The organism is Acinetobacter sp. YH12086 (genome assembly GCF_013419345.1).
Lineage (GTDB): Bacteria > Pseudomonadota > Gammaproteobacteria > Pseudomonadales > Moraxellaceae > Acinetobacter > Acinetobacter amyesii.
In genome coordinates, this window is record NZ_VPAF01000007.1 from 120,875 (window position 1) to 142,675 (window position 21,801).

Sequence of the window (21,801 nt, forward strand, 5' to 3'; positions counted from 1 at the left end):
AATAGCTGGAGTTCACATGGAACAATTATTAGCAGTGATGAAAGAATTACGTGAAAAATGTCCATGGGATCAAAAGCAAACCCCAGAAAGTCTGACTCGTTATGCCATCGAAGAGGCCTATGAAGTTGAAGCGGCAGTTCGTTCAGGTCAGAGTGATGATGTACGAGATGAACTGGGGGATTTGTTGCTGCAAGTGGTTTTTCAGTCGCAGATGTATAGCGAACAAGGCGCATTTGATTTTCAAGATGTGGTGCAAGCCATTACAGATAAATTAATTCGCCGTCATCCCCATGTGTTTCAGGCAGAGCAATTCTCAGCACTCAATGCGGATGATGTGGCAACACTATGGAAACAGATTAAACAACAAGAAAAAGCAGGGAAATCAGTATCTAGATTAGATGAAGTTAAACATGCTCCTGCATTAAGCCAAGCAGATGAAATCCAAAAAAATGTGGCGAAAATTGGCTTTGATTTTCCAGATATTGAAGGGGCTTATGGCAAGCTTGAGGAAGAGCTAGGGGAGTTAAAAGAGGCCTTAGCAGGCAAAAAATCCGACGAAATATTTGATGAATTTGGTGATTGCTTATTTTCTCTGGTGAATGTTGGACGTAAGATTGGCATCTCAAGTGAGATGGCACTTTTAAGTACCATTCATAAATTTAGAAGCCGTTTTGCTTATATTGAAGCACAGGCCACATTACAACAAAAACATGTAGAAGACTTGTCCCTGACTGAAATGGATCAGTTATGGGAACAGGCAAAACAACAATTAAAACAACAGGCTGAATATGTACCACATCCTAAAGAATAAATACTCTACACAATTACTTGTCTTGATTTTGAGTTTAATGGCAGATTTGACTTATGCTCAAAGCCCTTCGGGCTACGCGGAATGGAAAGCCATGCAGCAAGCTCAAGATCAACAATTAAAAAAGCAATCTGAGGCCTCGAAGTCCAAAGTGGCAACTGCACCGAGCAATGCCAACTATTATTTGTCACGACCCAGCACCCAACAAAATAGCCGATCAGATCGAGTGCGCTTAAATACAGCCTCAGTCGATGAACTGCAGACATTGCATGGAATTGGTCAGAAAAAAGCAGAAGCAATTGTGCAATATCGCAAAAGTAATGGCTTATTTAAAAGCATTGATGATATTCAACAGGTTAAGGGAATCGGTCCTGCGCTGTTTGCTAAAAATAAAGCAAAATTGGCACTTTAAGTGAAGTGTAAAAAAAAGAATTAGGTTAAGCTCAGCTTGAGCATCGAGATAATCAAATTGCCCTTTGATTGTGTTAGAGATATCATTAGCGACATCTTAAGAATTTTACGTTCAGACGTAGGAGACAGCGTCTTTTGCAAACTTTGCGCGCGTCCAAATGTGGTTTATCAACCACACAATTACCTTCTTCCATTTTAGATGTGATTGATGCCTTAACTAAGGCAGGCTATGAAGCTTATATCGTGGGTGGCAGTGTCCGCGACCTAATGTTGGGTCATGCACCTAAAGATTTTGATGCCGTAACTAATGCGACACCAGCTCAGGTGAAAGAAGTCTTCGGGCGACGTTGCCGAATTATTGGTCGTCGTTTTGAGCTGGCGCATGTCTACTCAGGACGTGAACTGATCGAAGTTGCGACCTTCCGTGCGCCGCCTAAAAAAGCCGTGACTTCTGCTGCGGGCATGATTTTACGTGATAATAATTGGGGTACGATTGAGCAAGACTTTGCACGCCGTGACTTTTCGATCAATGCGATGTATTACCAACCACGCAAAGGCGAAGTGTTAGATTTTTGTCATGCAGTAGATGACATAAAACATAAAACGTTGCGTTTATTGGGTGATCCACAACTCCGTTTTGAAGAAGATCCTGTGCGGATGCTTCGGACTTTACGTTTTGCAGCCAAATTAAACTTTAATATTGATGAAAAAATTCTGGATGTCTTTACTCCAGAACTTACTCAATTGCTGCGTGATGTGTCTCCTCATCGTTTATACGATGAGTCACAAAAGCTCTTTACCATGGGGCATCTCAATCGCGTCTTACCGATGCTGATCGATTTTGGTATTTGGTATCAGTTATTTGCAGATATCAAACCGGTCGTAACCCCATTTATTGAGTTGGCTGCAAAAAATACCGATCAACGTATTTCGATTGGGAAAACCATTAACCCTGCATTTTTCTATGCCGTGTTATTGTGGATTCCGTTCCAAGAACGTTGTACGTTCTATTTAAATAAAGGTGTTGTTCCTGCTGAAGCGCGTGCTCAAGCAGGCTTAGATGTATTGAAACGTCAGGCTACACGAACCATTATTCCACGCTTTGCCGAAACATTTATTCGTGAAGTTTGGGAAATGCAAACCCGTTTACTAAGTCCAAAACCACAGCAAATTGAAGCACTTTCAGGTCATGCACGTTTCCGTGCAGGCTTTGACTTTCTGTTGTTGCGTGAAAAATCGGGCGATACAAGCACGCAAGGCATGGGGCAGTGGTGGGATGCTTATCAGCAGATGAGCACTGACGAAAAAGAACGAGCAATTAGCCAATACAATCGTCAACGTGCCAAGAGTCGTCGTAAAGCGGCGCATGAAGATGTGGAAGCCAAAACTTCTACTCATCAGCAAGTTGAAATTGAACCGCTGGTGAATGAACCAGAAAGCAGAAGTCGCCGTCAACGTAAGCCTAAATCACATGCCAACAGTCCAGCGACAGTGTCAATCGTGGCAGCGTCAGCCAGTGGTGAAATTGGTGCAGATCATCCGATTTTAAAACGTAAACGTGTGAAACGAGATTTGACTCAGGTTATTTTTGGGCCAACACAATGACGCTGACATATATTGGTTTAGGCAGTAATTTAGGTGATTCTCTACAGATCCTTAGTGAAGCGGTGCATAAACTTGCAACACTCGGTACAGTGAAAGTCTCAAAACTGTATCAAAGCCCGCCAATGGGGCCACAAGATCAGCCGAATTATTTAAATGCAGCGGTTGCATTAGAAACGGATCTAGCGCCTTTGGCTTTGTTAGATGAATTGCAACGCTTTGAACAAGAGTCGGGGCGTGTACGCCTACGTCATTGGGGGGAGCGTACACTGGATTTAGATTTACTGATTTATGGTGAACAGCACATTCAAAATGAACGTTTGACGGTGCCTCATGTTGGTGTTTTAGAACGTGATTTTGTGTTGAAACCTTTGTTGGATTTAGATGAGAATCTACAGATTAAAGGACAACCATTAAAAGATTTACCTATTTTGAATAATCCAAATTTAACTGTATTGGATGCAGGAAACTGGGCCCATCTTTAATTTTTGTATGACCACTTGAGAAAGCCGTCATCTGAGGAATATTGAAATGATTAGTCTAAGTGACTTGAAAAAATTTAAAGCGGAAGGCCGCAAATTCTCCTGCCTGACTTGCTATGATGCGAGCATGGCAAAAGCAATGGAAGTTGCTGAAGTCGATAGTATTCTGATTGGTGATTCATTGGGGATGACCATTCAAGGGAATGACTCAACTTTGCCTGTCACTGTTGAAGATATGGTATATCACACTGCTGCAGTGCGTCGTGGCAATAAACATGCGTTTATTTTGACTGATTTGCCATTTATGACCTATGCCACTTTGAATGACGCTTTGGTGAATTCAAAGACCGTGATGCAAGCAGGCGCACAGATGGTCAAATTGGAAGGTGGCGCATGGTTGTCAGAAACAGTTGAAGTATTGACCCGTAATGGTATTCCGGTGTGTGTGCATTTAGGGTTAACTCCGCAATCGGTTCATGTGTTTGGCGGTTATAAAGTGCAAGCACGTACACGCGAAACCGCGGATCAACTCATTGCAGATTGTAAAGCTGTGGTTGATGCAGGTGCAGCAATTTTACTTTTGGAATGTGTTCCTGCCCAAGTGGGTAAAGAAATTAGTGAATTATTCCCAAATACACCTGTGATTGGGATCGGTGCCGGTGCAGAAACGGATGCTCAAGTCTTGGTTCAACAAGATATGTTGGGACTGACGTTTAGTCACGTGGCGAAATTTGTTCGCAATTTTATGAAAGAGCAAGCAGGGGAAACGGCAATTGTGGATGCGTTTAAGGCGTATCATGCTGCCGTACTTGATGGTAGTTTCCCTGCCAAAGAACATACATTCCAAATTGAGCTGTAAGACATGAAAACTGAAACAACTATTCAAGGTTTAAGTGCATCGCTAAATCCAGCACGTGCTGCGCGCAAAATCATTGGTTTTGTACCAACGATGGGGAACTTGCATGAAGGTCACCTCAATTTAGTTCGTGAAGCACGTAAACTGTGTGATGTCGTGGTGGTGAGTATTTTCGTTAACCCAATTCAGTTTGGTCCAAATGAAGACTTTGACAACTATCCACGTACTTTGGAACAAGATCAGCACTTATTGGCTGAAGTGGGTTGTGACATCGTGTTTGCACCGACTGTTGAACAAATGTATGGCAACAAACCGCGCTTAACCAATATTAGCGTGGGCGGCATTACCAATGATTTGTGTGGCGAACAGCGTCCGGGTCATTTTGACGGTGTTGCTGTTGTTGTGACAAAACTCTTTAATATTGTTCAACCGAATTTTGCATTCTTTGGGCAAAAAGATTACCAGCAACTTGCAGTGATTCGTCAGTTTGTACGTGACTTAAATATTCCACTAGAAGTGATTGGTGTGCCGATTACTCGTGCCGAAGATGGTTTAGCATTGAGCTCACGCAATGGTTATTTGAGTGCGGAAAATCGTGCGATTGCACCAACGATTTACCAAAGCTTGAAAACGGCTGAGGCAGAATTACATGCTGGAACTCAACTGGCAGATGTGTTAGCGAATATTAAAGCAACATTGACAGCAGCGGGTTTTGTTGTGGACTATGTTGAAGCACGTACACCTGAATTACAGAAAATTGAAGAATTTGATCAAGACGTGGTGTTGTTTATTGCAGCTAAATTAGGCGCAACACGTCTTATTGATAATATGCAGGTTAAATATATTACAGTTTAAAACGGCTATGGGGTAGCAAGCGATGAACCGCATTTTAATTGTTACAGGACAATCTGGATCTGGAAAGTCATCTGCATTACAGATACTTGAGGATTTAGGCTATTACTGTATCGATAATTTGCCATTGGCCTTACTCCCCGAAATTGTTGAAAAACTTGATTCAGAAAATAATCTTGAACAATTGGCACTGGGTGTGGATGTCCGCAGTACACGTGCAGATTTACAAGAGTTCGATTTGGTTTTTCAACAGCTACAACGCCATGGCTCAGTCGATATTATTTATTTGACCACGCGTGATCAGGAATTGATTGCGCGATTCAGTTCATCTCGACGTCCCCATCCCTTGGCAAGTCGTTTCAAAAGTTTAAATGAGTGCATACAGGAAGAAAAATCTTTACTGTTGCCGATTCAATTACGCTCGACAGTACATATTGATACTACAGACAAGAGCGTACATGATTTAAAACATACCTTGCTGTCTAAACTCGGACAGGCAGATAATTTAATTTTGATCTTACAGTCTTTTGGCTATAAGCATGGTATTCCACTCGATGCAGATTATGTTTTTGACGTCCGTCATTTGCCCAATCCACACTGGGATATGGAATTGCGTAAGTATTCAGGATTAGATGAGCCAGTTCGTCAGTTTTTACAACAAAGTGAACAAACCAATGAAATGTTCCAAGATATTTATAATTTTTTGGATAAATGGCTGCCGGCATTTGCCGAAGGGCATCGTCATTACATGACGGTGTCGATCGGTTGTACAGGTGGGCAACACCGTTCGGTATATATCGTAGATAGACTAAAAAAAGCACTTGAGGCAAAATGGTCTATTCAGGTTCTACATAGAGAAATGAAGCACTGGTCATGATCGACACAACTGTTGACGTAATTAATAAACTGGGTTTACATGCGCGTGCATCTGGCAAGCTAATCGAAGTCACGACCAAATTTCGCTCGTCGATTCAAATTGGTAAGGGTGGAAAATTAGTAGATGCCAAAAATATTATGTCTTTGCTGATGCTTGGCGCAGGCAAGGGCACAACTTTACGCTTAGTGATTGAAGGTGCAGATGAAGAAAAAGCTTTATCTGAAATTCAAGCACTGTTTGCGGCAAAATTTTACGAGGCAGATTAAACGTGGCACGTCGACCGAACCGCTATACCGAAGAAGACTTTGAATCCTTAGAAGGACGTGCAAGTAAAACTGAGCAAAAGAAAGCTGTACAACGTATGGCTGCTTTGGGCGAGGAACTTGCAAAACTGAATCCTAAACAGATTAAAAATCTTCCTGTTGAAGAGCGTCTGATCGAAGCACTACTAGATGCACAAACAATTACTTCACATGAAGCGCGACGCCGTCAGTTTCAACGTGTAGGTAAATTACTGCGTAATGAAGATGAAACCATGATTTTATCTTACTTAACCCCGCAGCAAGGTGCGAAAAAAACAGCGCAGCTTCAACGCTGGACTGAACGTATGATTGCCCAAGGTGATCCCGTCATTAAAGAGTTCATGAAAGCACATAATGCTGCTGAACATCATCCTATTCGTCAGCATATTTTGCGTATTCAACGTGATATAGCAAAAAATGTAAGCGAAGAAGAACTGACTGCGTCAAAGTTGAAATTGTTTAACTACATTCAACAAGTGGCTTTATTATCTGATAACTAATGCATGATTAGATAGCCAAGTACTTAGATAGCTCAATGATCAGAGAATTCAACGTGATCTGATCATTGAAGCAAAACGTGAAGTTATAGACTTCACATCAAAAAAGCGACCTGATTAGGTCGCTTTTTTTGCTTAAATGATTGAAAAAATCATGCTTGGCTTTTGAGTTTTAACATTAACCAAATTCACCAACAGCGCGCTCTTTAGCCCATTCACGGAGAACGAACTTCTGAAGTTTACCTGTCGAGGTTTTTGGAATTTCGGTAATCACTACATCTTTAGGTACTTTGAAACGTGCAAGGTGCTGCTTACAGAATTCGATCAGTTCTTCAGGCGTTGCTTCTTTACCTGCTTTTAATTCAATAAAGGCACAAGGCACTTCTTGCCAACGAGGGTCAGGTTTTGCAACCACTGCAGCTGTCAGTACAGCAGGGTGTTGATATAGAATTTCTTCTACTTCGAGCGATGAAATGTTTTCACCCCCTGAAATGATCACATCTTTAGAGCGGTCAGTAATTTTGGCATAACCGTCAGGTTGGCAGACTGCTAAGTCGCCGGTATGGAACCAACCACCGGCAAAGGCTTCAGCCGTTGCTTCCGGGTTTTTCAAATAACCCTTCATTACGATGTTGCCACGGAACATGATTTCGCCCATAGTCTGGCCATCATGCGGAACAGGTAACATGGTTTCAGGGTCAATGACTTTCATGCCGTCTTGAAGCGGGTATGGTACACCTTGGCGAGAATGCAACTGTGCTTGTTCTTGAATGGAAAGATCAGACCAACCAGCTTGCGATGCGCAAAGTGCTGATGGACCATAGGTTTCAGTCAAACCGTAAACATGTGTGACATTGATACCAATATTACGCATCCCTTCAATAATCGCTGCAGGTGGCGCTGCACCAGCAACCATCACTTCAACGCGATGGTCAAATTGTGCTTTTTTCTCTTCAGGCGTATTGATCATCATTGAAAGTACGATTGGCGCACCGCAGAAATAATCTACTTTGTGTTCTGCAATCAGTTTGAAAATCAGTTCAGGGTCAATTTTACGTAGACAAATATTGGTTCCGCCATTGGCTGCCATTGTCCAAGCAAAGCACCAGCCATTACAGTGGAATAGAGGAAGCGTCCACAGATACGTTGCACGTGGTGTCATGCCGCAAGCAATGATGTTACTCGCTGCATTGATATATGCGCCGCGGTGATGATACACCACGCCTTTTGGATTCCCTGTGGTACCCGAGGTATAGCTTAAGCTAATTGCATCCCATTCATCTTGAGGTAAGTGCCACTCAAAGTTGGCATCGCCTTGCGCCAACCAGTCTTCAAATTCAATTTGTCCAATCGGTTGTGCTGTGCCTTCAAATTCAGCATCTGCAACATCAATGACATAAATGTCTTGATCGATCAAAGCCAAAGCTTCGGTGGCAACTTGAGCAAATTCAGGGTCAACCAACAGGACTTTGGTTTCTGCATGTTCCAGCATGAAGGCAATGGTTTTCGCATCAAGGCGTGTATTTAGCGTATTTAGTACAGCACCCGCCATCGGTACGGCAAAGTGTGCTTCAACCATAGCCGGAACGTTCGGTAATAACACAGACACGGTGTCGTTTTTGCCAATGCCTAATTGTTGCAACTGATGTGCAAATTGACGACAGCGGTTATATGTTTGGCGCCATGAAATATGACGATTGCCATGGATAATGGCATCCTGATCAGGATAAATATAAGCTGCACGCTCTAAATAACGTAGAGGCGAAAGTGCCACAAAATTTGCCGGGGTCCGTGGCAATTCATCGTATGCGCTAACCATCGTGGTACTCCAAGTCCATGTCTATTTGTTTTAAATCTGACTTAACAATAATTCAGTCCGTAGCTTCTCTGCATTTATGCTTTAGTCGAGTATTTACACTAAATTTTTAAGTGATTGAAATTGAATAAAATAAAAACTGTAAAGTGACGAAAATGAACCCTGTGGTTCTCAAAATTGATTTTTTAGCATAAATAATTTAGTTGAAAAATATACAGGGTTTGTTGGTTTTTTATACTAATTTGGCAGATATTTCCGTGTGTGATCTTTTTTATTGATTCGGTTTGAATGATGCTTAACGAATAATGTAGAGCGCCTTGAATAGTCTTTGTGGGGATATAAACGAATGATATTTTCTTTAATTGATCGTGGCTTATTTGCTGTTTTTTAACAATAAACTTAAATTTGAGAAGATGCGAAACTTCGTATAATCTAAGTAAAAAATCAAGATGGCTTGTGCATTAACATTGCAAAAGCGGAAATCAAAAATAAAACAATACGGCTAAATACAATAAAAAGTATGGCGACAAGGATGAATATGACAATTCAACACGACATTGCATGGGAAAATTGGTCAGGTGCTCAGAAGTCGATCCCGAAGTCATTTATACAACCGCAAAATCTTGAGCAATTAATGGATGTGGTGCAATCCCATCCCAAGATTCGTATGGTCGGTGCAGGGCACTCATTTAGCCCTTTGGCAAAAACTACAGATACCTTAGTACGTTTAGATCATCTCAAAGGCATTCTAGATATCGATGCTGAACGCTGCCAAAGTACCGTCCAAGCTGGTACACGATTATTTGATTTGGGGGAGAAGCTCGCGGCTTTTGATCAAGCACTGATTAATCAAGGAGATATTGATCGTCAAAGTTTGGCTGGGGCTATCGCAACAGGAACACATGGTACCGGACTCGAATTACCATGTTTATCGGCATTGGTTACGGGTTTTGAGTTATTAACCGCGCAGGGCGAATTAATACAATGCAGTGCTGAACAGAATAGCGAAATTTTCCAAGCAGGGCGTGTTTCACTCGGGAGTTTAGGCGTGCTGACGCATGTACAGCTGCAAAACCGACCGATGTATAAACTCAAAGAACAAACGCGATTATGTCCGCTGAAAGACGTCATGCAAAATATGCAGCAATGGCAATATGAACATCGACATATTGAGTTCTGGGCATTTAGTCATGCCGATCAGGTTATTTTAAAAACCTTAGATGAGACGGAAGATAACCTTCAACCACGGAAAGAACAGTGCTTAGATGACGACGTATTACTCAAATTTTGTGCAGAATTGACGCGATTCTTTCCACCACTGAATCCATGGCTACAAAAATTATTAGGTGTTTTTGTCAAACCTTCGATGAACGTAGACTGGTCAAGTCGAATTTTTCCTTCTGCTCGAAATACCAAATTTAATGAGATGGAATACCAGATTCCGCTGCAACACGGGATGAATTGTTTAGAAGAAATTTTGCATACCCTTCGACGACATAAGGTTCCGATGTTTTTTCCGCTAGAATATCGACTTGTACGTGGGGATGATATTTGGCTCAGTCCGTTTTATCAGCAAGATTCGGCCTCAATTTCGGTGCATCAGTTTTATAAGCAAGATTATCAAGTCATCTTTAAGTTGGTGGAGCCGATTTTTTTAAAATATGGCGGGCGACCGCATTGGGGGAAATTGCATAGCCTAAATGCGCGGCAGCTTCAAAATGTGTACCCAAAGTGGCAGGATTTTTTAAAGATTCGACAAGAATTAGATCCTCAGCAAAAGTGGCTCAGTCCTGAGCTACAGCAATTACTGATTGAATAAGCATCGTGGAAAGTTAAACGTTGAAGACCAATTGAACGATATGAACAAGGGGATGGCATGGATGCATATTTTCAAAAGTTGAATTCGCTGTTAAAACAAAATGGTACGGGGATGCCCCAGTTAATCGTGGATGTTGATGCATTAAATCACAACTTGGTGATCACTCAGCAGCAAATGCCAGAGCGTCTGCATCCGCGCTTGGTGGTGAAATCCTTGGCGTGCATGGCTCTGCTTCAACACTGTGCTATACAGCTTCAGACACAGCGTTTCATGCTATTTCATTTTGCACATCTAAAAACGCTTTTCGAATCGATTCCGCAAGCCGATGTGTTGTTTGGAAAACCGATGCCGATTCAGGCCTTAAACCATGCAGACAAGGCGTTTTTGCAGGCAACGCAATCGCAAGTGCAATGGCTGATTGATAGTGAACAGCGTTTAGCCCAATACCTCAAATTTGCTGAGCAGCATCAACTGTGTCTACGCATCAATATTGAAATAGATGTGGGGCTACACCGTGGAGGTCTGAAAACGATCGATGAGCTAAAGGCTGTTTTGGATCTAATAGTTCAACATCCCCAACATTTAAAATTTTCAGGATTAATGGGCTATGACGCACATGTGGCGAAGATCCCACGGCTGATCCAATCTCCTGAACAGACTTATCAACAGTCCCAGCAAAGTTATCAACAATTCAAAGCTTATGTACAACAGCGCTACCCAACCTTATGTGATGAACACACCTGTTGGAATGGTGGTGGTAGTCCTAGTTTTAGTTTTCATTGTCAGCAGAGTGTCTGTAACGAAGTCTCGTTTGGCTCGATGTTATTAAAACCCGCAGATTTTGAACTGAAAAATTTACAAGCTTTCCAAAGTGCCTTGTGGATCGTCACGCCTGTGTTAAAAGTGTTGCCGCGGACTGAATTACCACAGTTAGAGTGGCTCAGTCGTTGGGCAAAATATCAGGCTGTATTTATTTATGGAGGCTATTGGCGAGGGGACTATGTTTATCCTCAAGGCAGTCAGCCCCATGCGTTATATGGTCGCAGTAGTAATCAGGAGCTTGTGCAAATTCCACAGACAAGCAGCATAGACGTAGATGATTATATTTTTTTACTCCCTACCCAGAGTGAAATGATCATCCCTCAATTTGCACAGCTTTGGTTGTACCAAGCCGATCAATTCATGGCCTTTGAAACCTTCAGAGAATAAAAAAGAGCCCGTATGGACTCTTTTTAGGTTCAATTGTTTTGAAAAAAGCGCATGATTTGAAGCTTACTCAAATCCACTGTAGTGAATACCCGTGAGGTTCGACATTTCTTTTTTCCATGTGGTCAGGTCATCTTTGCAGAATTGATTCAGATGATGATGTCCGCAGGCACGAGCCATGACTTGCATCAGTTCAACAGATGCATTTAGAAAATTCGCCAGTTGTTGTGCCGATTTGTCTATTTCTAAACGACGACGTAAATGATCTTGTTGTGTAGCAATGCCGACAGAACAATCATTGGTCTGACAGGCACGCATAGCTAAACAGCCAATGGCTTGCATGGCAGAGTTTGAAATCGCGATGGCATCTGCACCTAAAGCTAGTGCCTTAATAAAGTCAGCGGGTACACGAAGTCCACCTGTGATCACTAAACTAATATCTGACCGTCCTAAACGGTCTAAATGACGACGTGCTCGTGCAAGTGCAGGAATGGTCGGTACAGAGATATTGTCACGGAATAAGGTTGGGGCTGCACCTGTTCCACCGCCACGACCATCTAAAATAATATAGTCCACACCGATGCTGAGTGCTGCGTCAATATCACGTTCAATATGCTGTGCGGAGAGTTTATAGCCGATCGGGATGCCGCCGGTTTCTGCTCGGACATATTCTGCAAATTCACGATATTGTGAAAGATGAGTCCAGTCGGGGAAAGTTGCAGGAGAAATGGCTGCGGTGCCTTCTGGTAATTTGCGCACTTCTGCAATTTTTCCAACCACTTTATGGCCTGGCAGATGTCCTCCCGTACCTGTTTTTGCGGCTTGACCGCCTTTAAAATGAAAGGCCTGACACTTTTTAACTTTTTCGATGTCATAGCCAAAACGACCCGATGCAAGTTCATAAAAATAACGTGAATTGGCCGCTTGTTCCTCAGCAAGCATTCCACCTTCACCTGAACAAATGCCTGTACCTGCAAGTTCAGCACCTATTGCAAGGGCAACTTTGGCTTCTTGAGATAACGCACCAAAACTCATATCTGACACAAACAGGGGGATTTTGAGTTTTAAGGGTTTTTTAGCATTTGGGCCAATCACTACTTCGGTTGCTACGGGTGCATCATCTAATAATGGAATTTTCCACAGTTGTGCGGTGATCAGTTGAATGTCCTCCCATTTCGGGAGTTGATTAAAAGGCACGCCCATCGCCGCTGTCGGACCATGATGTCCAAATTTACTTAAGCCATTTCGTGCGAGTTCTAAGATCAATTTATTATGTGGTTCTTCTGGCGCGGGCGCGGAATCAGCATATAGGCCTTGGTATTGATTACGCTTATATTGTTGAGGATTTCTTTTCTCCCACGCTTGAATTTCTTCAAGATCGACATACACCTGATCGCCTTCCACCCACGCTTTAAACTTTTGCAGATTTTTATTCAGATAACGTGGATTGATGCCAGTTTTATAAATATAGTGAGAACCATGCAGCCCACAGACGATTTTATCTCCTTGAATATGGGCATCGGCCATGAGTGCGCCGCGATGCTGACAGCGACCATACATGACCACGACTTTTTCTACATCATCATCTTCGAGCCGTAAGACCACAAGATCGACATTGGCTGCAAGGGCATAAGCGGGTTGGAGCGGTTTTAAACTAGACCAAGATATAAGTGAATGTGCTTGCATGATACCTGCCTACATAAAGATTTCAGTGGGTATAGGTGTTCGAAATTCGGAATAATTTTATGAATTAGAACGTGATTATTATGTTGACAGCATAAAGCGTATTTCGGCTGAAATCTGCTTGAATTATCAGGAGTCTTGTAAAAGGCAGCAGAAAAATCAACTTCCATGGGATTAGAGGTTTATTAAAGTTGGCAGGGCGTGTAAAATTTAGGTCGAATTTTATTTATCCACCGTTTTTATCTTTTGAGGGTCTCCCTCGATCATAATCTCGCGGTGACATGCTCCATTGTACGGGGCATCACTCCTTAAGGATTTTTATATGCCAATTATCACTTTGCCAAATGGCGATCAAAAAGAATTTGATCATGCCGTGTCTGTGATGGAAGTTGCTCAAAGCATCGGTCCTGGTCTAGCAAAAAATACAGTTGCGGGTCGTGTAAACGATCGTTTAGTTGATGCGTCTGATTTAATTACAGAAGATGCTAGCCTACAAATTATCACGCCTAAAGATGAAGATGGTATTCACATCATTCGTCACTCTTGTGCGCACTTGGTGGGTCATGCAGTTAAGCAATTGTTCCCAGAAGCAAAGATGGTCATTGGTCCTGTCATTGAAGAAGGTTTCTACTATGACATCTGGATGCCACGTCCGTTTACTTTAGATGACATGGCAGCAATCGAAGAGCGCATGAAAAAGCTCATCGACCAAGACTATGATGTTATCAAAAAAATGACTCCACGTGATGAAGTGATCAAAGAGTTCACTGCACGTGGCGAAGAATACAAACTGCGTCTGATTGAAGACATGCCTGAAGAAACTGAAATGGGCTTGTACTACCATCAAGACTACTTGGATATGTGCCGTGGTCCGCACGTTCCAAATACTAAATTCTTAAAATCGTTCAAGTTGACTAAAATCTCTGGTGCTTACTGGCGCGGTGATGCGAAAAACGAACAGTTACAACGTATTTACGGTACAGCTTGGGCGGACAAAAAGCAGCTAGCTGCCTACATCAAACGTATTGAAGAAGCTGAAAAACGCGATCACCGTAAAATTGGTAAAGCGTTAGACTTGTTCCATATGCAAGAAGAAGCGCCGGGTATGGTGTTCTGGCATCCAAACGGCTGGACGATTTACCAAGTGCTTGAACAATACATGCGTAAAGTTCAACAAGCCAACGGTTACCAAGAAATCCGTACACCGCAAGTGGTTGATTTCACACTTTGGGAAAAATCAGGGCACGCAGCTAACTATGCTGAAAACATGTTTACGACTCACTCAGAGAACCGTAATTATGCAGTAAAACCAATGAACTGCCCATGTCACGTGCAAGTCTTCAACCAAGGTTTAAAATCTTACCGTGACCTGCCAATCCGTTTGGCTGAGTTTGGTTCATGTCACCGTAACGAACCATCGGGTTCATTACACGGCATTATGCGTGTACGTGGCTTTACACAAGATGATGCGCATATCTTCTGTACAAAAGAACAAATCGGTACTGAAGTTGCAGACTTTATTAAACTGACATTAGATGTTTATAAAGACTTCGGCTTTGAAGAAGTACAAATGAAGTTGTCGACACGTCCAGAAAAACGTGTGGGTGATGACAAACTTTGGGACATGGCAGAAAAATCTTTAGCAGATGCTTTAGATGCTGCTGGCCTAGAGTGGGAACTTCAACCGGGTGAAGGCGCGTTCTACGGTCCGAAAATTGAATTCTCATTGAAAGACTGCTTAGGTCGTGTATGGCAGTGCGGTACAATTCAATGTGACTTTAACTTACCAGAACGTTTAGATGCGTCTTATGTGACTGAAGATAACGACCGTGATCAGCCTGTAATGTTGCACCGTGCAATTCTTGGCAGTTTCGAGCGTTTTATTGGTATACTTATTGAACACTATGCTGGTTTCATGCCACCTTGGTTGTCTCCAATTCAAGCATGTGTGATGAACATTACCGATTCACAAGCTGAAGCATGTGAGTCAGTCGTCGCTAAACTTAAAGAAAGCGGTATCCGCGCGATTTCAGACTTGAGAAATGAGAAAATCGGCTTTAAGATTCGTGAACGTACTTTAGAGCGTATTCCTTACTTATTGGTTCTTGGAGACCGTGAAGTTGAGGAAGGTACTGTAAACGTCCGTACTCGCTCTGGAAAAAATTTGGGTACTATGTCAATTGATGCATTCGTTGACCTAGTAAAAGCAGCCGTAGCCGAACGCGGCCGGTACATTGTGGAGTAAAAGCGATTAAACAGCCTGACCGTAATCAACAGGGCGGAAAATCAAACCGTCCTGCCTTGAATGATGAAATTCGTGCAAAAGAAGTCCGTCTAGTAGACGAAAATGGCGAGCAAAAAGGGATTGTATCTCTTGCTGACGCTTTGCGTGCTGCAGAAGCAGTAGATCTTGACCTTGTTGAGATTGTTGCTAATGCTGAGCCACCAGTCTGCAAAATCATGGATTTTAACAAGCATTTGTTTGATCTAAAACAAAAGCAAAAAGAAGCGAAGAAAAAACAACATCAAGTACAGGTGAAAGAAATCAAGCTACGCCCTGGTACTGATGTTGGTGACTACAACGTTAAACTACGTGCCATTATCAAGTTCCTTGAAGAAGGCAATAAGGTAAAAATCACGCTTCGTTTCCGTGGTCGTGAAATGGCACACCAACAGTTAGGTTTGGCTCAATTGCAAAAAATTGAAGCTGACGTGGTTGACTATGGTGTTGTTGAACAAACACCAAAAATGGAAGGCCGTCAAATGGGTATGCTGCTTGGTCCTAAAAAGAAAAAGTAAGTATCCATTAAAAAAGCACTGCATTTGCAGTGCTTTTTTTTGTCTAGATGTCGGGTTTTAAATCCCAATGTTGCTGAAGGGCAGCAAGAATGTCTGCTGCGTATTGATTGTAAAATAGAGCAAAATTCATGAATGCGAACTTATGTCTGAGGGTATTAAGTAAGTTTCTTTAAGAAAGACAAATTTGATTATATTCTAATTGATATTCAATCGTTGTTTCTATTCAGACGTTTTGAAATGCTTTAATTTAGTTTTAATGTAGGTATAAAGTGAGCAAAGCTTTTTATTGAGCTAACTATGTGAGATCTATTTACATAAAACAGGCCGTGAAATAGGGGTTTTCAGTACCCTCCAATAGATTTTCATCTTGGTAATATTAGGTCGTATATTCCATGTCACAAAAGCAATGAGAAAAAAGCATAGTGCATAGAAATAGAACGTAGGATTATTTTTTGCAAGATACGCCAAAATTTAAAAAGAGTAGATGAACAGCTTGTAAGCCAGACCCACCAAGGATTCATTAAAAACACCTATGGGTAAGATTAAGTTGAGAATAGATAAAAAACGAAACATATAAATTGGAATCGAGACACTATATTCTTGAGATGGCATGATTTTTTATTCTTGTTTGTCATGTTTTGAATCTAACTAATTTTCTTAATATAAAAAAGACCCCGAAGGGTCTTTTTTTTATGAGGGTTTACTCAGCGATATTTTCTTGGACAGGACTTTCTATCAATGCCTTTTTGCCAATTGGAATTTGGCGTGGTAGTTTTTCTTCAGGAATAATACGCTGTAAGTCCACTGTCAATAAACCATTTTCATATAGGGCTTGTTGCACTTCTATATGTTCATCTAAGCGTAAAGACAGTTTAAATGTACGACGAGCAATGCCTTTATGCAGAAATTCCACAGTTATATCTTGCGCTTCAGTTGGTTTACCTGAAATGCTTAGCACTTGATTTTCTAAGTTTAGCGAAAGTTCATCTTCTGTAAAACCTGCGGTTGCCACCACAATGCGATAGCTATTTTCAGCCGTTTTTTCAATATTGTATGGCGGGTAATTTGGTGTGTCGCTTTGCATGGCATAATCAAATAAATCGTTGAAACGATCAAAACCAATGCTACGACGGAAAAGTGGGTTAAGATTTAAACTACTCATAATTAGAACTCTCTTTAATAAGCAAAGTTGTAACAATAAGAAATGTTCAGTGATGCTTGGCATCCACTGTTCACTAACAAGATCGTTTGATCCTTGTACATGTATCAATATCGGTCTGTGCTGATTTTTTTCAAGGGATTTTTATAAAAAAATTATATTTTTTGAATTTTTGTACCTTAAGTGATTTTAAAAGCAAAGTGATAATTCACATTTTAACGTTACTTTTCAGAAAAACTGACAAGCTTTCACTGGATTAAACATGTTATACATAAAGCAAAATGAGATTGCCTTACTGAAAATTAAAAAGGAATATAGATGATTGATCTCTACTATTGGGGTACACCCAATGGACATAAAATTACCATCGCTTTAGAAGAAATGGGTTTGGAATACCAAATTTTTCCGATTAATATCTTGGAAAATGATCAATTTCAGCCAGACTTTTTGAGAATTTCTCCGAACAATAAAATCCCTGCAATCGTGGATCAGAATGGCCCACGAGGAGAGTCAATTTCAGTTTTTGAGTCTGGTGCGATTCTGCAATATCTTGGACGTAAAACAGGTTTGTTTTATCCAGAAGATGAGTTTGAGCGCGTTGAAGTTGAACAATGGTTGATGTGGCAAATGGGTGGTTTTGGGCCCATGTTAGGACAAAATCATCATTTTAGTCGTTTTGCACCTGAACGTATTCCGTATGCAACTGAACGTTATGTAAATGAATCTAAACGCTTATATAAAGTTTTGAACCATCAGTTGATTGGTCAAAAATTTGTGGCTGGAGAGTATTCGATTGCAGATATGGCTATTCTGCCTTGGGCACTGCGTCATGAATGGCAGCAAATTCAGCTGGAAGATTATCCATACGTGAAAGACTATATCGATCGACTGACGGCCCGTCCAGCGGTACAAAAAGCCTTAGCAATACACGTTTAAAGAAAGAGCATGGAAACATGCTCTTTTTTTACGAAATAAATAGAAGCTTTTTCCACCAAGTTCTTTGGTTTTCTTTCAGGGGCTTGAGTGAGAAGGGCTGTAAGGCAACAAAGGGGGAGGCTACACCATTTTCGATATAAGGTTTGAACTTGGCACGTAAAAGTGACTGCTCAACCCGCTTATCAATGTGTGTAAGTCCAGAGCTTTTGATTAATTCAGCTTTTTGAACTTCGCCGGTGGCTAAAACATACAATTTAAAACTAAGGTCACGATTTTGATTGTCCAGATCGTCATTGTTGAAGTTAAAGAAAGGTCGCTTTTGCCAAATCATTTGATCTTGTGTAATCACGTGTTGTTTGGCAACTTCAGAAGGACTTTGTGCATATAAAGCGGTCAAAATTTGTAATAACACGATAAAACTTAAGCAAAGAATTTTTTTCATAAATTTTTTAAATTTTTCAATATTTGCGTGGCAGATTAGAAGTCTCATGTATAAAAGTAAAGTGTGGAAAGACTCACCATAAGATTTTAGATAGGACGGAAGAAAATTCTAACGCTGTGTTAGAATGCGGCGCTGCCGAAAAGAACGCGTTGTTGACGGCTTAGTTGGACGATTTTGCGATGAAAGACTTTTTCTTAAATTTTACCCGTATTGTTGAAAATAATCCAAGAATCTATTGGAGTATTATTTTTGGTATTGCAGGCTGCTTAGTGCTATTTGTCGCTGAAATTGTGCATGTTCAAAATATTCTTGCAGATTTACATACCAAAGATCAAAACTTGATGCGGGCTGCGATTGAACCGATTTCTTCACAATATAAATGGTCGAGAATCGTTGTAATTGTTGCAGCAGTGCTTTGGTCAAATTTTGAATATTTGAAGTCGAAGAAAAAATTAGGTCTCTAAGCATTCGTTTCGATGTGGTCGTTTTTAGTTTTATTCTTCGCGGCATTTGGGGCTGCGACCTTACTTCCTTTACAGTCCGAAGCCGTATTGCTCGGCTTGTTGAGCTATGGTCAACATAATCCATGGCTGCTGATTGTGGTGGCCAGTATTGGTAATATTCTCGGTTCTTGTGTGAATTGGTGGCTTGGTTTAAAAGTAGAACATTATAAAAATAAAACATGGTTTCCCGTGTCAGAGCTGAAAATGCAGCAGGCACAGGGTATTTATCACAAATATGGTTATTGGTCTTTGCTACTGAGTTGGCTGCCGATTATTGGAGACCCTATTACTTTAATTGCGGGTTTAATGAAAGAAAACTTCTGGCGCTTTGTGTTCATGGTGACCGTAGCGAAAACCGGGCGTTATCTCTGTATTTATCTTATATTTTTAGGTTTCTTCTGAGATAAAAACAGGGCATTGAAACATTCAATCCCTGTTTGAAATGTTGAATCTATTACTTATTTACAGCCATTCACTTTAAATTGAATTTCATCTTTAAAGTTCGACTTTTTGTAGATCCAAAGGGTGCTCGCAGTACGTTTAACCGAGATCTGACTATTTCTTAGTGCTTCAACGACTTTCTGATCGAGTGCATAAATGCCAGAGCCTTGCTTGATCTTGACCTTTTTTACTTGTCCGTGTTTATCCACTTTAAAGTTAAATTTGACTTTACGATCGTGCTGTTTCAACTCATGACTAGTGAGATCTAATTTTGGTTGAGATACATATTGGAATGGCGTTTTCTTATCTGCACTCTGTGCATTCCAAACTTTTGAATCAAAGTTGAAATCACATTCAGGCGTATTGCCTTTAACTCTCAAATTAAACGCTTGATAGCCAATAATGGCTTTGGATTCACCATTTTCTAAATGTGGTTTGACTTTAGCTTTTTTGACAGCAGCAATTAAGATTCGGTCGAGTTGATCGACCCCTGTACTTTCTTCAACACTTGCATCGGTAATGGTGCCTTTTGCATTTGCTGTAACACGAATAATGGCCGCGCGGTCACGTTGCTTGAGGTCTTCATTGGCATATACCGGTTTTGGAAAAACCGACCAATTTAAACGCGTGGTTAAATGCGCAGGAGCAACTTCAATATTCTGTGCCGGAAGTTGATGGGTTTTGGTTGAAGCACTAAACGCTGTAGAAAATGGAGCGCAGGCCAAAAGGGTTAAGCACAGATATTGTTTCATAAGTCTATTCTAAGATCACAAAGTGAGTGATGAATGCGTCGATATTGCTGCGCAGTATTTCCTGTATTGGAAATACTGGCAAGGTTTAAATGGAAAATATGCCATTATTTTTTTGACTGATGGGTAATGTCGATCCCAAACAAGTCACGGGTTTTTGCCCAACTGATTGCAACTACAGCCATGGTCATACAGCCACCAAAGATTGTCGCCATGATCGTGCCCATGTATTTTGCTGCAAGTCCCGATTCAAAAGCTCCAAGTTCATTACTGCTAGAAACAAACATGCCATTCACCGCAGCAACACGACCCCGCATATTTTCAGGTGGATAAAGTTGCAAAATGGTCTGACGAACCACCACAGACACGCTGTCACATGCCCCAGTCATTGCCAGTGCAAAGAGTGATAACCAAAGATGGCTTGAAAATGCGAATAAAATGGTAAATACACCAAAACCCGCTACAGCCAATAACATATTACGCCATGCATGATGAGTTGGAGGGAATTTGGTCAATGCAATCATAGTGATCAGGGCGCCAATAGACGGTGCTGCCCGTAAGTAGCCTAAACCTTCAGGCCCCACTTTTAAAATATCTTCGGCAAAAATCGGTAAGAGGGCAATCACGCCACCAAAAAGCACAGAAACTAAATCGAGTGAAATCGCCCAAAGGACAATTTTGGTTTTCCAGATAAATCGAAAACCTTCACTTAAACTATCTTTTAAATTGTCAGATTCAATTTTAGGAAAACTGCGTTTATTGAGTAGGTTAATGAGAACGAAGCAGACCGTTAGTAGCGCCGCAACACTGAGTAAGCTGGTTTCACGGCCTAAAAATGCCAACATAAAACCGCCAAGCATTGGCCCAATAATCACCCCACTTTGCCAACCAATCGTTGTCCATGTTGCACCATTGGCATAGAGCTCCCGCGGGATTAAAAAAGGTTTAAGCGACGTTGCCGAGGGATTATAGAAACCACGGATCGTTCCAAGCCCAAAAATGACCGCATAAATCCCCCAAGACAGTTGGGTGACATCAATTTGGCCGAGACCATATTGGTGAAATAACCCCCAAAGAATAAGTGGCATAGGTACAGAAAAAAACAGACAAATTTTCATAATGGTCTGTTTATTGAAACGATCTGCAAAGTATCCTCCCCACAAAGAGAGAGCAATAAAAGGAATTGCTTCGGCTAAACCAATTAAGCCCAGTGTTAGCGGGTCTTTAGTGATTTGATACAGTGAGTAAGCAACAATAATTTCTTGAATCAAAATGGCTAAGGTCAGACAAAATTGATTAAGCGTAACAATCGAGAAATCCCGATAACGTAGGGCTGCAAAAGCATCCTGTGCAGGTTTCATAATGGACATTAATAGTTGGCGTGCCGACATTATATAAGCCTTATTGGGCATCGCTTATAAAATCATCGGAAAATCTATATCAGAAAATTAATTAAGTTCGATATTCGGTAGAAAGATTCGCTTTTGTTTTGAGCAAAGATGCTTTAGAATACTCGCTCCCTTACCTGCAGGGCGTCTTTGCAATGGTGCAGACGTGCCGA

22 protein-coding genes are annotated in these 21,801 nt (G+C 41.3%); 16 read left to right on the forward strand and 6 right to left on the reverse strand.

The features are described from left to right. Positions 1-16 precede the first annotated feature (16 nt). The 9 genes from mazG to yjgA all read left to right on the forward strand — a co-directional run bounded on the left by mazG (position 17) and on the right by yjgA (position 6,690). On the forward strand, positions 17-811 hold the full coding sequence (gene mazG / locus FTU29_RS09880) for a nucleoside triphosphate pyrophosphohydrolase (RefSeq protein ID WP_180121612.1): 795 nt from the start codon (positions 17-19) through the stop codon (positions 809-811). 37 nt (positions 812-848) lie between these two features. After that, a complete protein-coding gene (locus FTU29_RS09885; RefSeq protein WP_257226917.1) occupies positions 849-1,220 on the forward strand; it encodes a ComEA family DNA-binding protein in 372 nt (123 codons plus the stop codon). Between the two features lie 134 nt (positions 1,221-1,354). Then, positions 1,355-2,824, forward strand: a complete 1,470-nt coding sequence (gene pcnB / locus FTU29_RS09890; RefSeq protein WP_180121616.1) for a polynucleotide adenylyltransferase PcnB — start codon at positions 1,355-1,357, stop codon at positions 2,822-2,824. Continuing rightward, the gene (gene folK / locus FTU29_RS09895) at positions 2,821-3,306 is read left to right on the forward strand and encodes a 2-amino-4-hydroxy-6-hydroxymethyldihydropteridine diphosphokinase (protein ID WP_180050157.1); all 486 of its coding nucleotides are present in this window, start codon (positions 2,821-2,823) and stop codon (positions 3,304-3,306) included. Before pcnB ends, folK begins: the two co-directional genes overlap by 4 nt. Before the next feature lie 46 nt (positions 3,307-3,352). Next, positions 3,353-4,162: a 3-methyl-2-oxobutanoate hydroxymethyltransferase gene (panB, locus tag FTU29_RS09900; protein WP_111884734.1), complete on the forward strand. Its 810-nt coding sequence runs from the start codon at positions 3,353-3,355 to the stop codon at positions 4,160-4,162. 3 nt (positions 4,163-4,165) lie between these two features. After that, positions 4,166-5,014: a pantoate--beta-alanine ligase gene (panC, locus tag FTU29_RS09905; protein ID WP_180121618.1), complete on the forward strand. Its 849-nt coding sequence runs from the start codon at positions 4,166-4,168 to the stop codon at positions 5,012-5,014. A gap of 22 nt (positions 5,015-5,036) precedes the next feature. Then, positions 5,037-5,888 (forward strand): RNase adapter RapZ, encoded by an 852-nt coding sequence (rapZ, locus tag FTU29_RS09910; RefSeq protein ID WP_180121619.1) that lies wholly within the window; start codon positions 5,037-5,039, stop codon positions 5,886-5,888. Next, entirely contained in the window at positions 5,885-6,154 is a 270-nt protein-coding gene (locus tag FTU29_RS09915) for an HPr family phosphocarrier protein (protein WP_067763492.1), read from the forward strand. The genes rapZ and FTU29_RS09915 overlap by 4 nt, the downstream gene beginning before the upstream one ends. A gap of 2 nt (positions 6,155-6,156) precedes the next feature. Continuing rightward, a complete protein-coding gene (yjgA, locus tag FTU29_RS09920) occupies positions 6,157-6,690 on the forward strand; it encodes a ribosome biogenesis factor YjgA (RefSeq protein WP_078189593.1) in 534 nt (177 codons plus the stop codon). Between the two features lie 175 nt (positions 6,691-6,865). On the opposite strand, the gene FTU29_RS09925 is transcribed toward yjgA, so the two are convergent. After that, positions 6,866-8,506, reverse strand: coding sequence for an acyl-CoA synthetase (locus tag FTU29_RS09925; RefSeq protein ID WP_111884733.1), 1,641 nt, complete (start codon positions 8,504-8,506; stop codon positions 6,866-6,868). A gap of 535 nt (positions 8,507-9,041) precedes the next feature. On the opposite strand from FTU29_RS09925, the gene FTU29_RS09930 reads away from it, so the two are divergent. Beyond that, the gene (locus FTU29_RS09930; protein WP_180121668.1) at positions 9,042-10,322 is read left to right on the forward strand and encodes a D-arabinono-1,4-lactone oxidase; all 1,281 of its coding nucleotides are present in this window, start codon (positions 9,042-9,044) and stop codon (positions 10,320-10,322) included. 57 nt (positions 10,323-10,379) lie between these two features. Then, on the forward strand, positions 10,380-11,531 hold the full coding sequence (locus FTU29_RS09935; RefSeq protein ID WP_180121622.1) for an alanine racemase: 1,152 nt from the start codon (positions 10,380-10,382) through the stop codon (positions 11,529-11,531). Positions 11,532-11,594: 63 nt separating this feature from the next. On the opposite strand, the gene FTU29_RS09940 is transcribed toward FTU29_RS09935, so the two are convergent. Further along, entirely contained in the window at positions 11,595-13,214 is a 1,620-nt protein-coding gene (locus tag FTU29_RS09940) for a glutamate synthase-related protein (protein ID WP_180121624.1), read from the reverse strand. Between the two features lie 319 nt (positions 13,215-13,533). Here FTU29_RS09940 and thrS point away from each other — a divergent pair, with 319 nt between their 5' ends. Continuing rightward, complete coding sequence (gene thrS, locus FTU29_RS09945) at positions 13,534-15,456, forward strand: threonine--tRNA ligase (protein ID WP_078189589.1); 1,923 nt, start codon at positions 13,534-13,536, stop codon at positions 15,454-15,456. A 5-nt stretch (positions 15,457-15,461) separates the two neighbouring features. Further along, on the forward strand, positions 15,462-16,010 hold the full coding sequence (gene infC / locus FTU29_RS09950) for a translation initiation factor IF-3 (RefSeq protein WP_078192643.1): 549 nt from the start codon (positions 15,462-15,464) through the stop codon (positions 16,008-16,010). Positions 16,011-16,710: 700 nt separating this feature from the next. Here the strand turns inward: infC and FTU29_RS09955 are convergent. Beyond that, entirely contained in the window at positions 16,711-17,172 is a 462-nt protein-coding gene (locus tag FTU29_RS09955; RefSeq protein ID WP_180121626.1) for an Hsp20 family protein, read from the reverse strand. Between the two features lie 315 nt (positions 17,173-17,487). On the opposite strand from FTU29_RS09955, the gene FTU29_RS09960 reads away from it, so the two are divergent. After that, entirely contained in the window at positions 17,488-18,105 is a 618-nt protein-coding gene (locus tag FTU29_RS09960; protein WP_168378472.1) for a glutathione S-transferase N-terminal domain-containing protein, read from the forward strand. A gap of 28 nt (positions 18,106-18,133) precedes the next feature. Here FTU29_RS09960 and FTU29_RS09965 read toward each other — a convergent pair whose 3' ends face one another. Beyond that, positions 18,134-18,547, reverse strand: coding sequence for an energy transducer TonB (locus FTU29_RS09965; RefSeq protein ID WP_180121628.1), 414 nt, complete (start codon positions 18,545-18,547; stop codon positions 18,134-18,136). 179 nt (positions 18,548-18,726) lie between these two features. Between FTU29_RS09965 and FTU29_RS09970 the strand changes: the two genes are divergently transcribed. Together FTU29_RS09970 and FTU29_RS09975 are read left to right on the forward strand one after the other, a co-directional pair. Then, complete coding sequence (locus FTU29_RS09970; RefSeq protein ID WP_078192639.1) at positions 18,727-19,011, forward strand: hypothetical protein; 285 nt, start codon at positions 18,727-18,729, stop codon at positions 19,009-19,011. Between the two features lie 12 nt (positions 19,012-19,023). After that, on the forward strand, positions 19,024-19,452 hold the full coding sequence (locus FTU29_RS09975) for a YqaA family protein (protein WP_168378474.1): 429 nt from the start codon (positions 19,024-19,026) through the stop codon (positions 19,450-19,452). Between the two features lie 56 nt (positions 19,453-19,508). Here the strand turns inward: FTU29_RS09975 and FTU29_RS09980 are convergent, their stop codons facing one another. Both FTU29_RS09980 and FTU29_RS09985 read right to left on the reverse strand, forming a co-directional pair. Next, positions 19,509-20,243 (reverse strand): energy transducer TonB, encoded by a 735-nt coding sequence (locus tag FTU29_RS09980; RefSeq protein WP_180121630.1) that lies wholly within the window; start codon positions 20,241-20,243, stop codon positions 19,509-19,511. A 104-nt stretch (positions 20,244-20,347) separates the two neighbouring features. Continuing rightward, positions 20,348-21,601 (reverse strand): MFS transporter, encoded by a 1,254-nt coding sequence (locus tag FTU29_RS09985; RefSeq protein WP_180121670.1) that lies wholly within the window; start codon positions 21,599-21,601, stop codon positions 20,348-20,350. Between the last annotated feature and the right edge of the window lie 200 nt (positions 21,602-21,801).

Bases quoted from the DNA above. Each gene is read 5' to 3' on its own strand.
- mazG (WP_180121612.1), top strand. From the start codon at position 17: ATGGAACAATTATTAGCAGTGATGAAAGAATTACGTGAAAAATGTCCA.
- FTU29_RS09885 (WP_257226917.1), top strand. From the start codon at position 849: ATGGCAGATTTGACTTATGCTCAAAGCCCTTCGGGCTACGCGGAATGG.
- folK (WP_180050157.1), top strand. From the start codon at position 2,821: ATGACGCTGACATATATTGGTTTAGGCAGTAATTTAGGTGATTCTCTA.
- panB (WP_111884734.1), top strand. From the start codon at position 3,353: ATGATTAGTCTAAGTGACTTGAAAAAATTTAAAGCGGAAGGCCGCAAA.
- panC (WP_180121618.1), top strand. From the start codon at position 4,166: ATGAAAACTGAAACAACTATTCAAGGTTTAAGTGCATCGCTAAATCCA.
- rapZ (WP_180121619.1), top strand. From the start codon at position 5,037: ATGAACCGCATTTTAATTGTTACAGGACAATCTGGATCTGGAAAGTCA.
- FTU29_RS09915 (WP_067763492.1), top strand. From the start codon at position 5,885: ATGATCGACACAACTGTTGACGTAATTAATAAACTGGGTTTACATGCG.
- FTU29_RS09925 (WP_111884733.1), bottom strand. From the start codon at position 8,506: ATGGTTAGCGCATACGATGAATTGCCACGGACCCCGGCAAATTTTGTG.
- FTU29_RS09930 (WP_180121668.1), top strand. From the start codon at position 9,042: ATGACAATTCAACACGACATTGCATGGGAAAATTGGTCAGGTGCTCAG.
- FTU29_RS09935 (WP_180121622.1), top strand. From the start codon at position 10,380: ATGGATGCATATTTTCAAAAGTTGAATTCGCTGTTAAAACAAAATGGT.
- FTU29_RS09940 (WP_180121624.1), bottom strand. From the start codon at position 13,214: ATGCAAGCACATTCACTTATATCTTGGTCTAGTTTAAAACCGCTCCAA.
- thrS (WP_078189589.1), top strand. From the start codon at position 13,534: ATGCCAATTATCACTTTGCCAAATGGCGATCAAAAAGAATTTGATCAT.
- FTU29_RS09955 (WP_180121626.1), bottom strand. From the start codon at position 17,172: ATGAGTAGTTTAAATCTTAACCCACTTTTCCGTCGTAGCATTGGTTTT.
- FTU29_RS09960 (WP_168378472.1), top strand. From the start codon at position 17,488: ATGATTGATCTCTACTATTGGGGTACACCCAATGGACATAAAATTACC.
- FTU29_RS09965 (WP_180121628.1), bottom strand. From the start codon at position 18,547: ATGAAAAAAATTCTTTGCTTAAGTTTTATCGTGTTATTACAAATTTTG.
- FTU29_RS09970 (WP_078192639.1), top strand. From the start codon at position 18,727: ATGAAAGACTTTTTCTTAAATTTTACCCGTATTGTTGAAAATAATCCA.
- FTU29_RS09975 (WP_168378474.1), top strand. From the start codon at position 19,024: ATGTGGTCGTTTTTAGTTTTATTCTTCGCGGCATTTGGGGCTGCGACC.
- FTU29_RS09980 (WP_180121630.1), bottom strand. From the start codon at position 20,243: ATGAAACAATATCTGTGCTTAACCCTTTTGGCCTGCGCTCCATTTTCT.
- FTU29_RS09985 (WP_180121670.1), bottom strand. From the start codon at position 21,601: ATGAAACCTGCACAGGATGCTTTTGCAGCCCTACGTTATCGGGATTTC.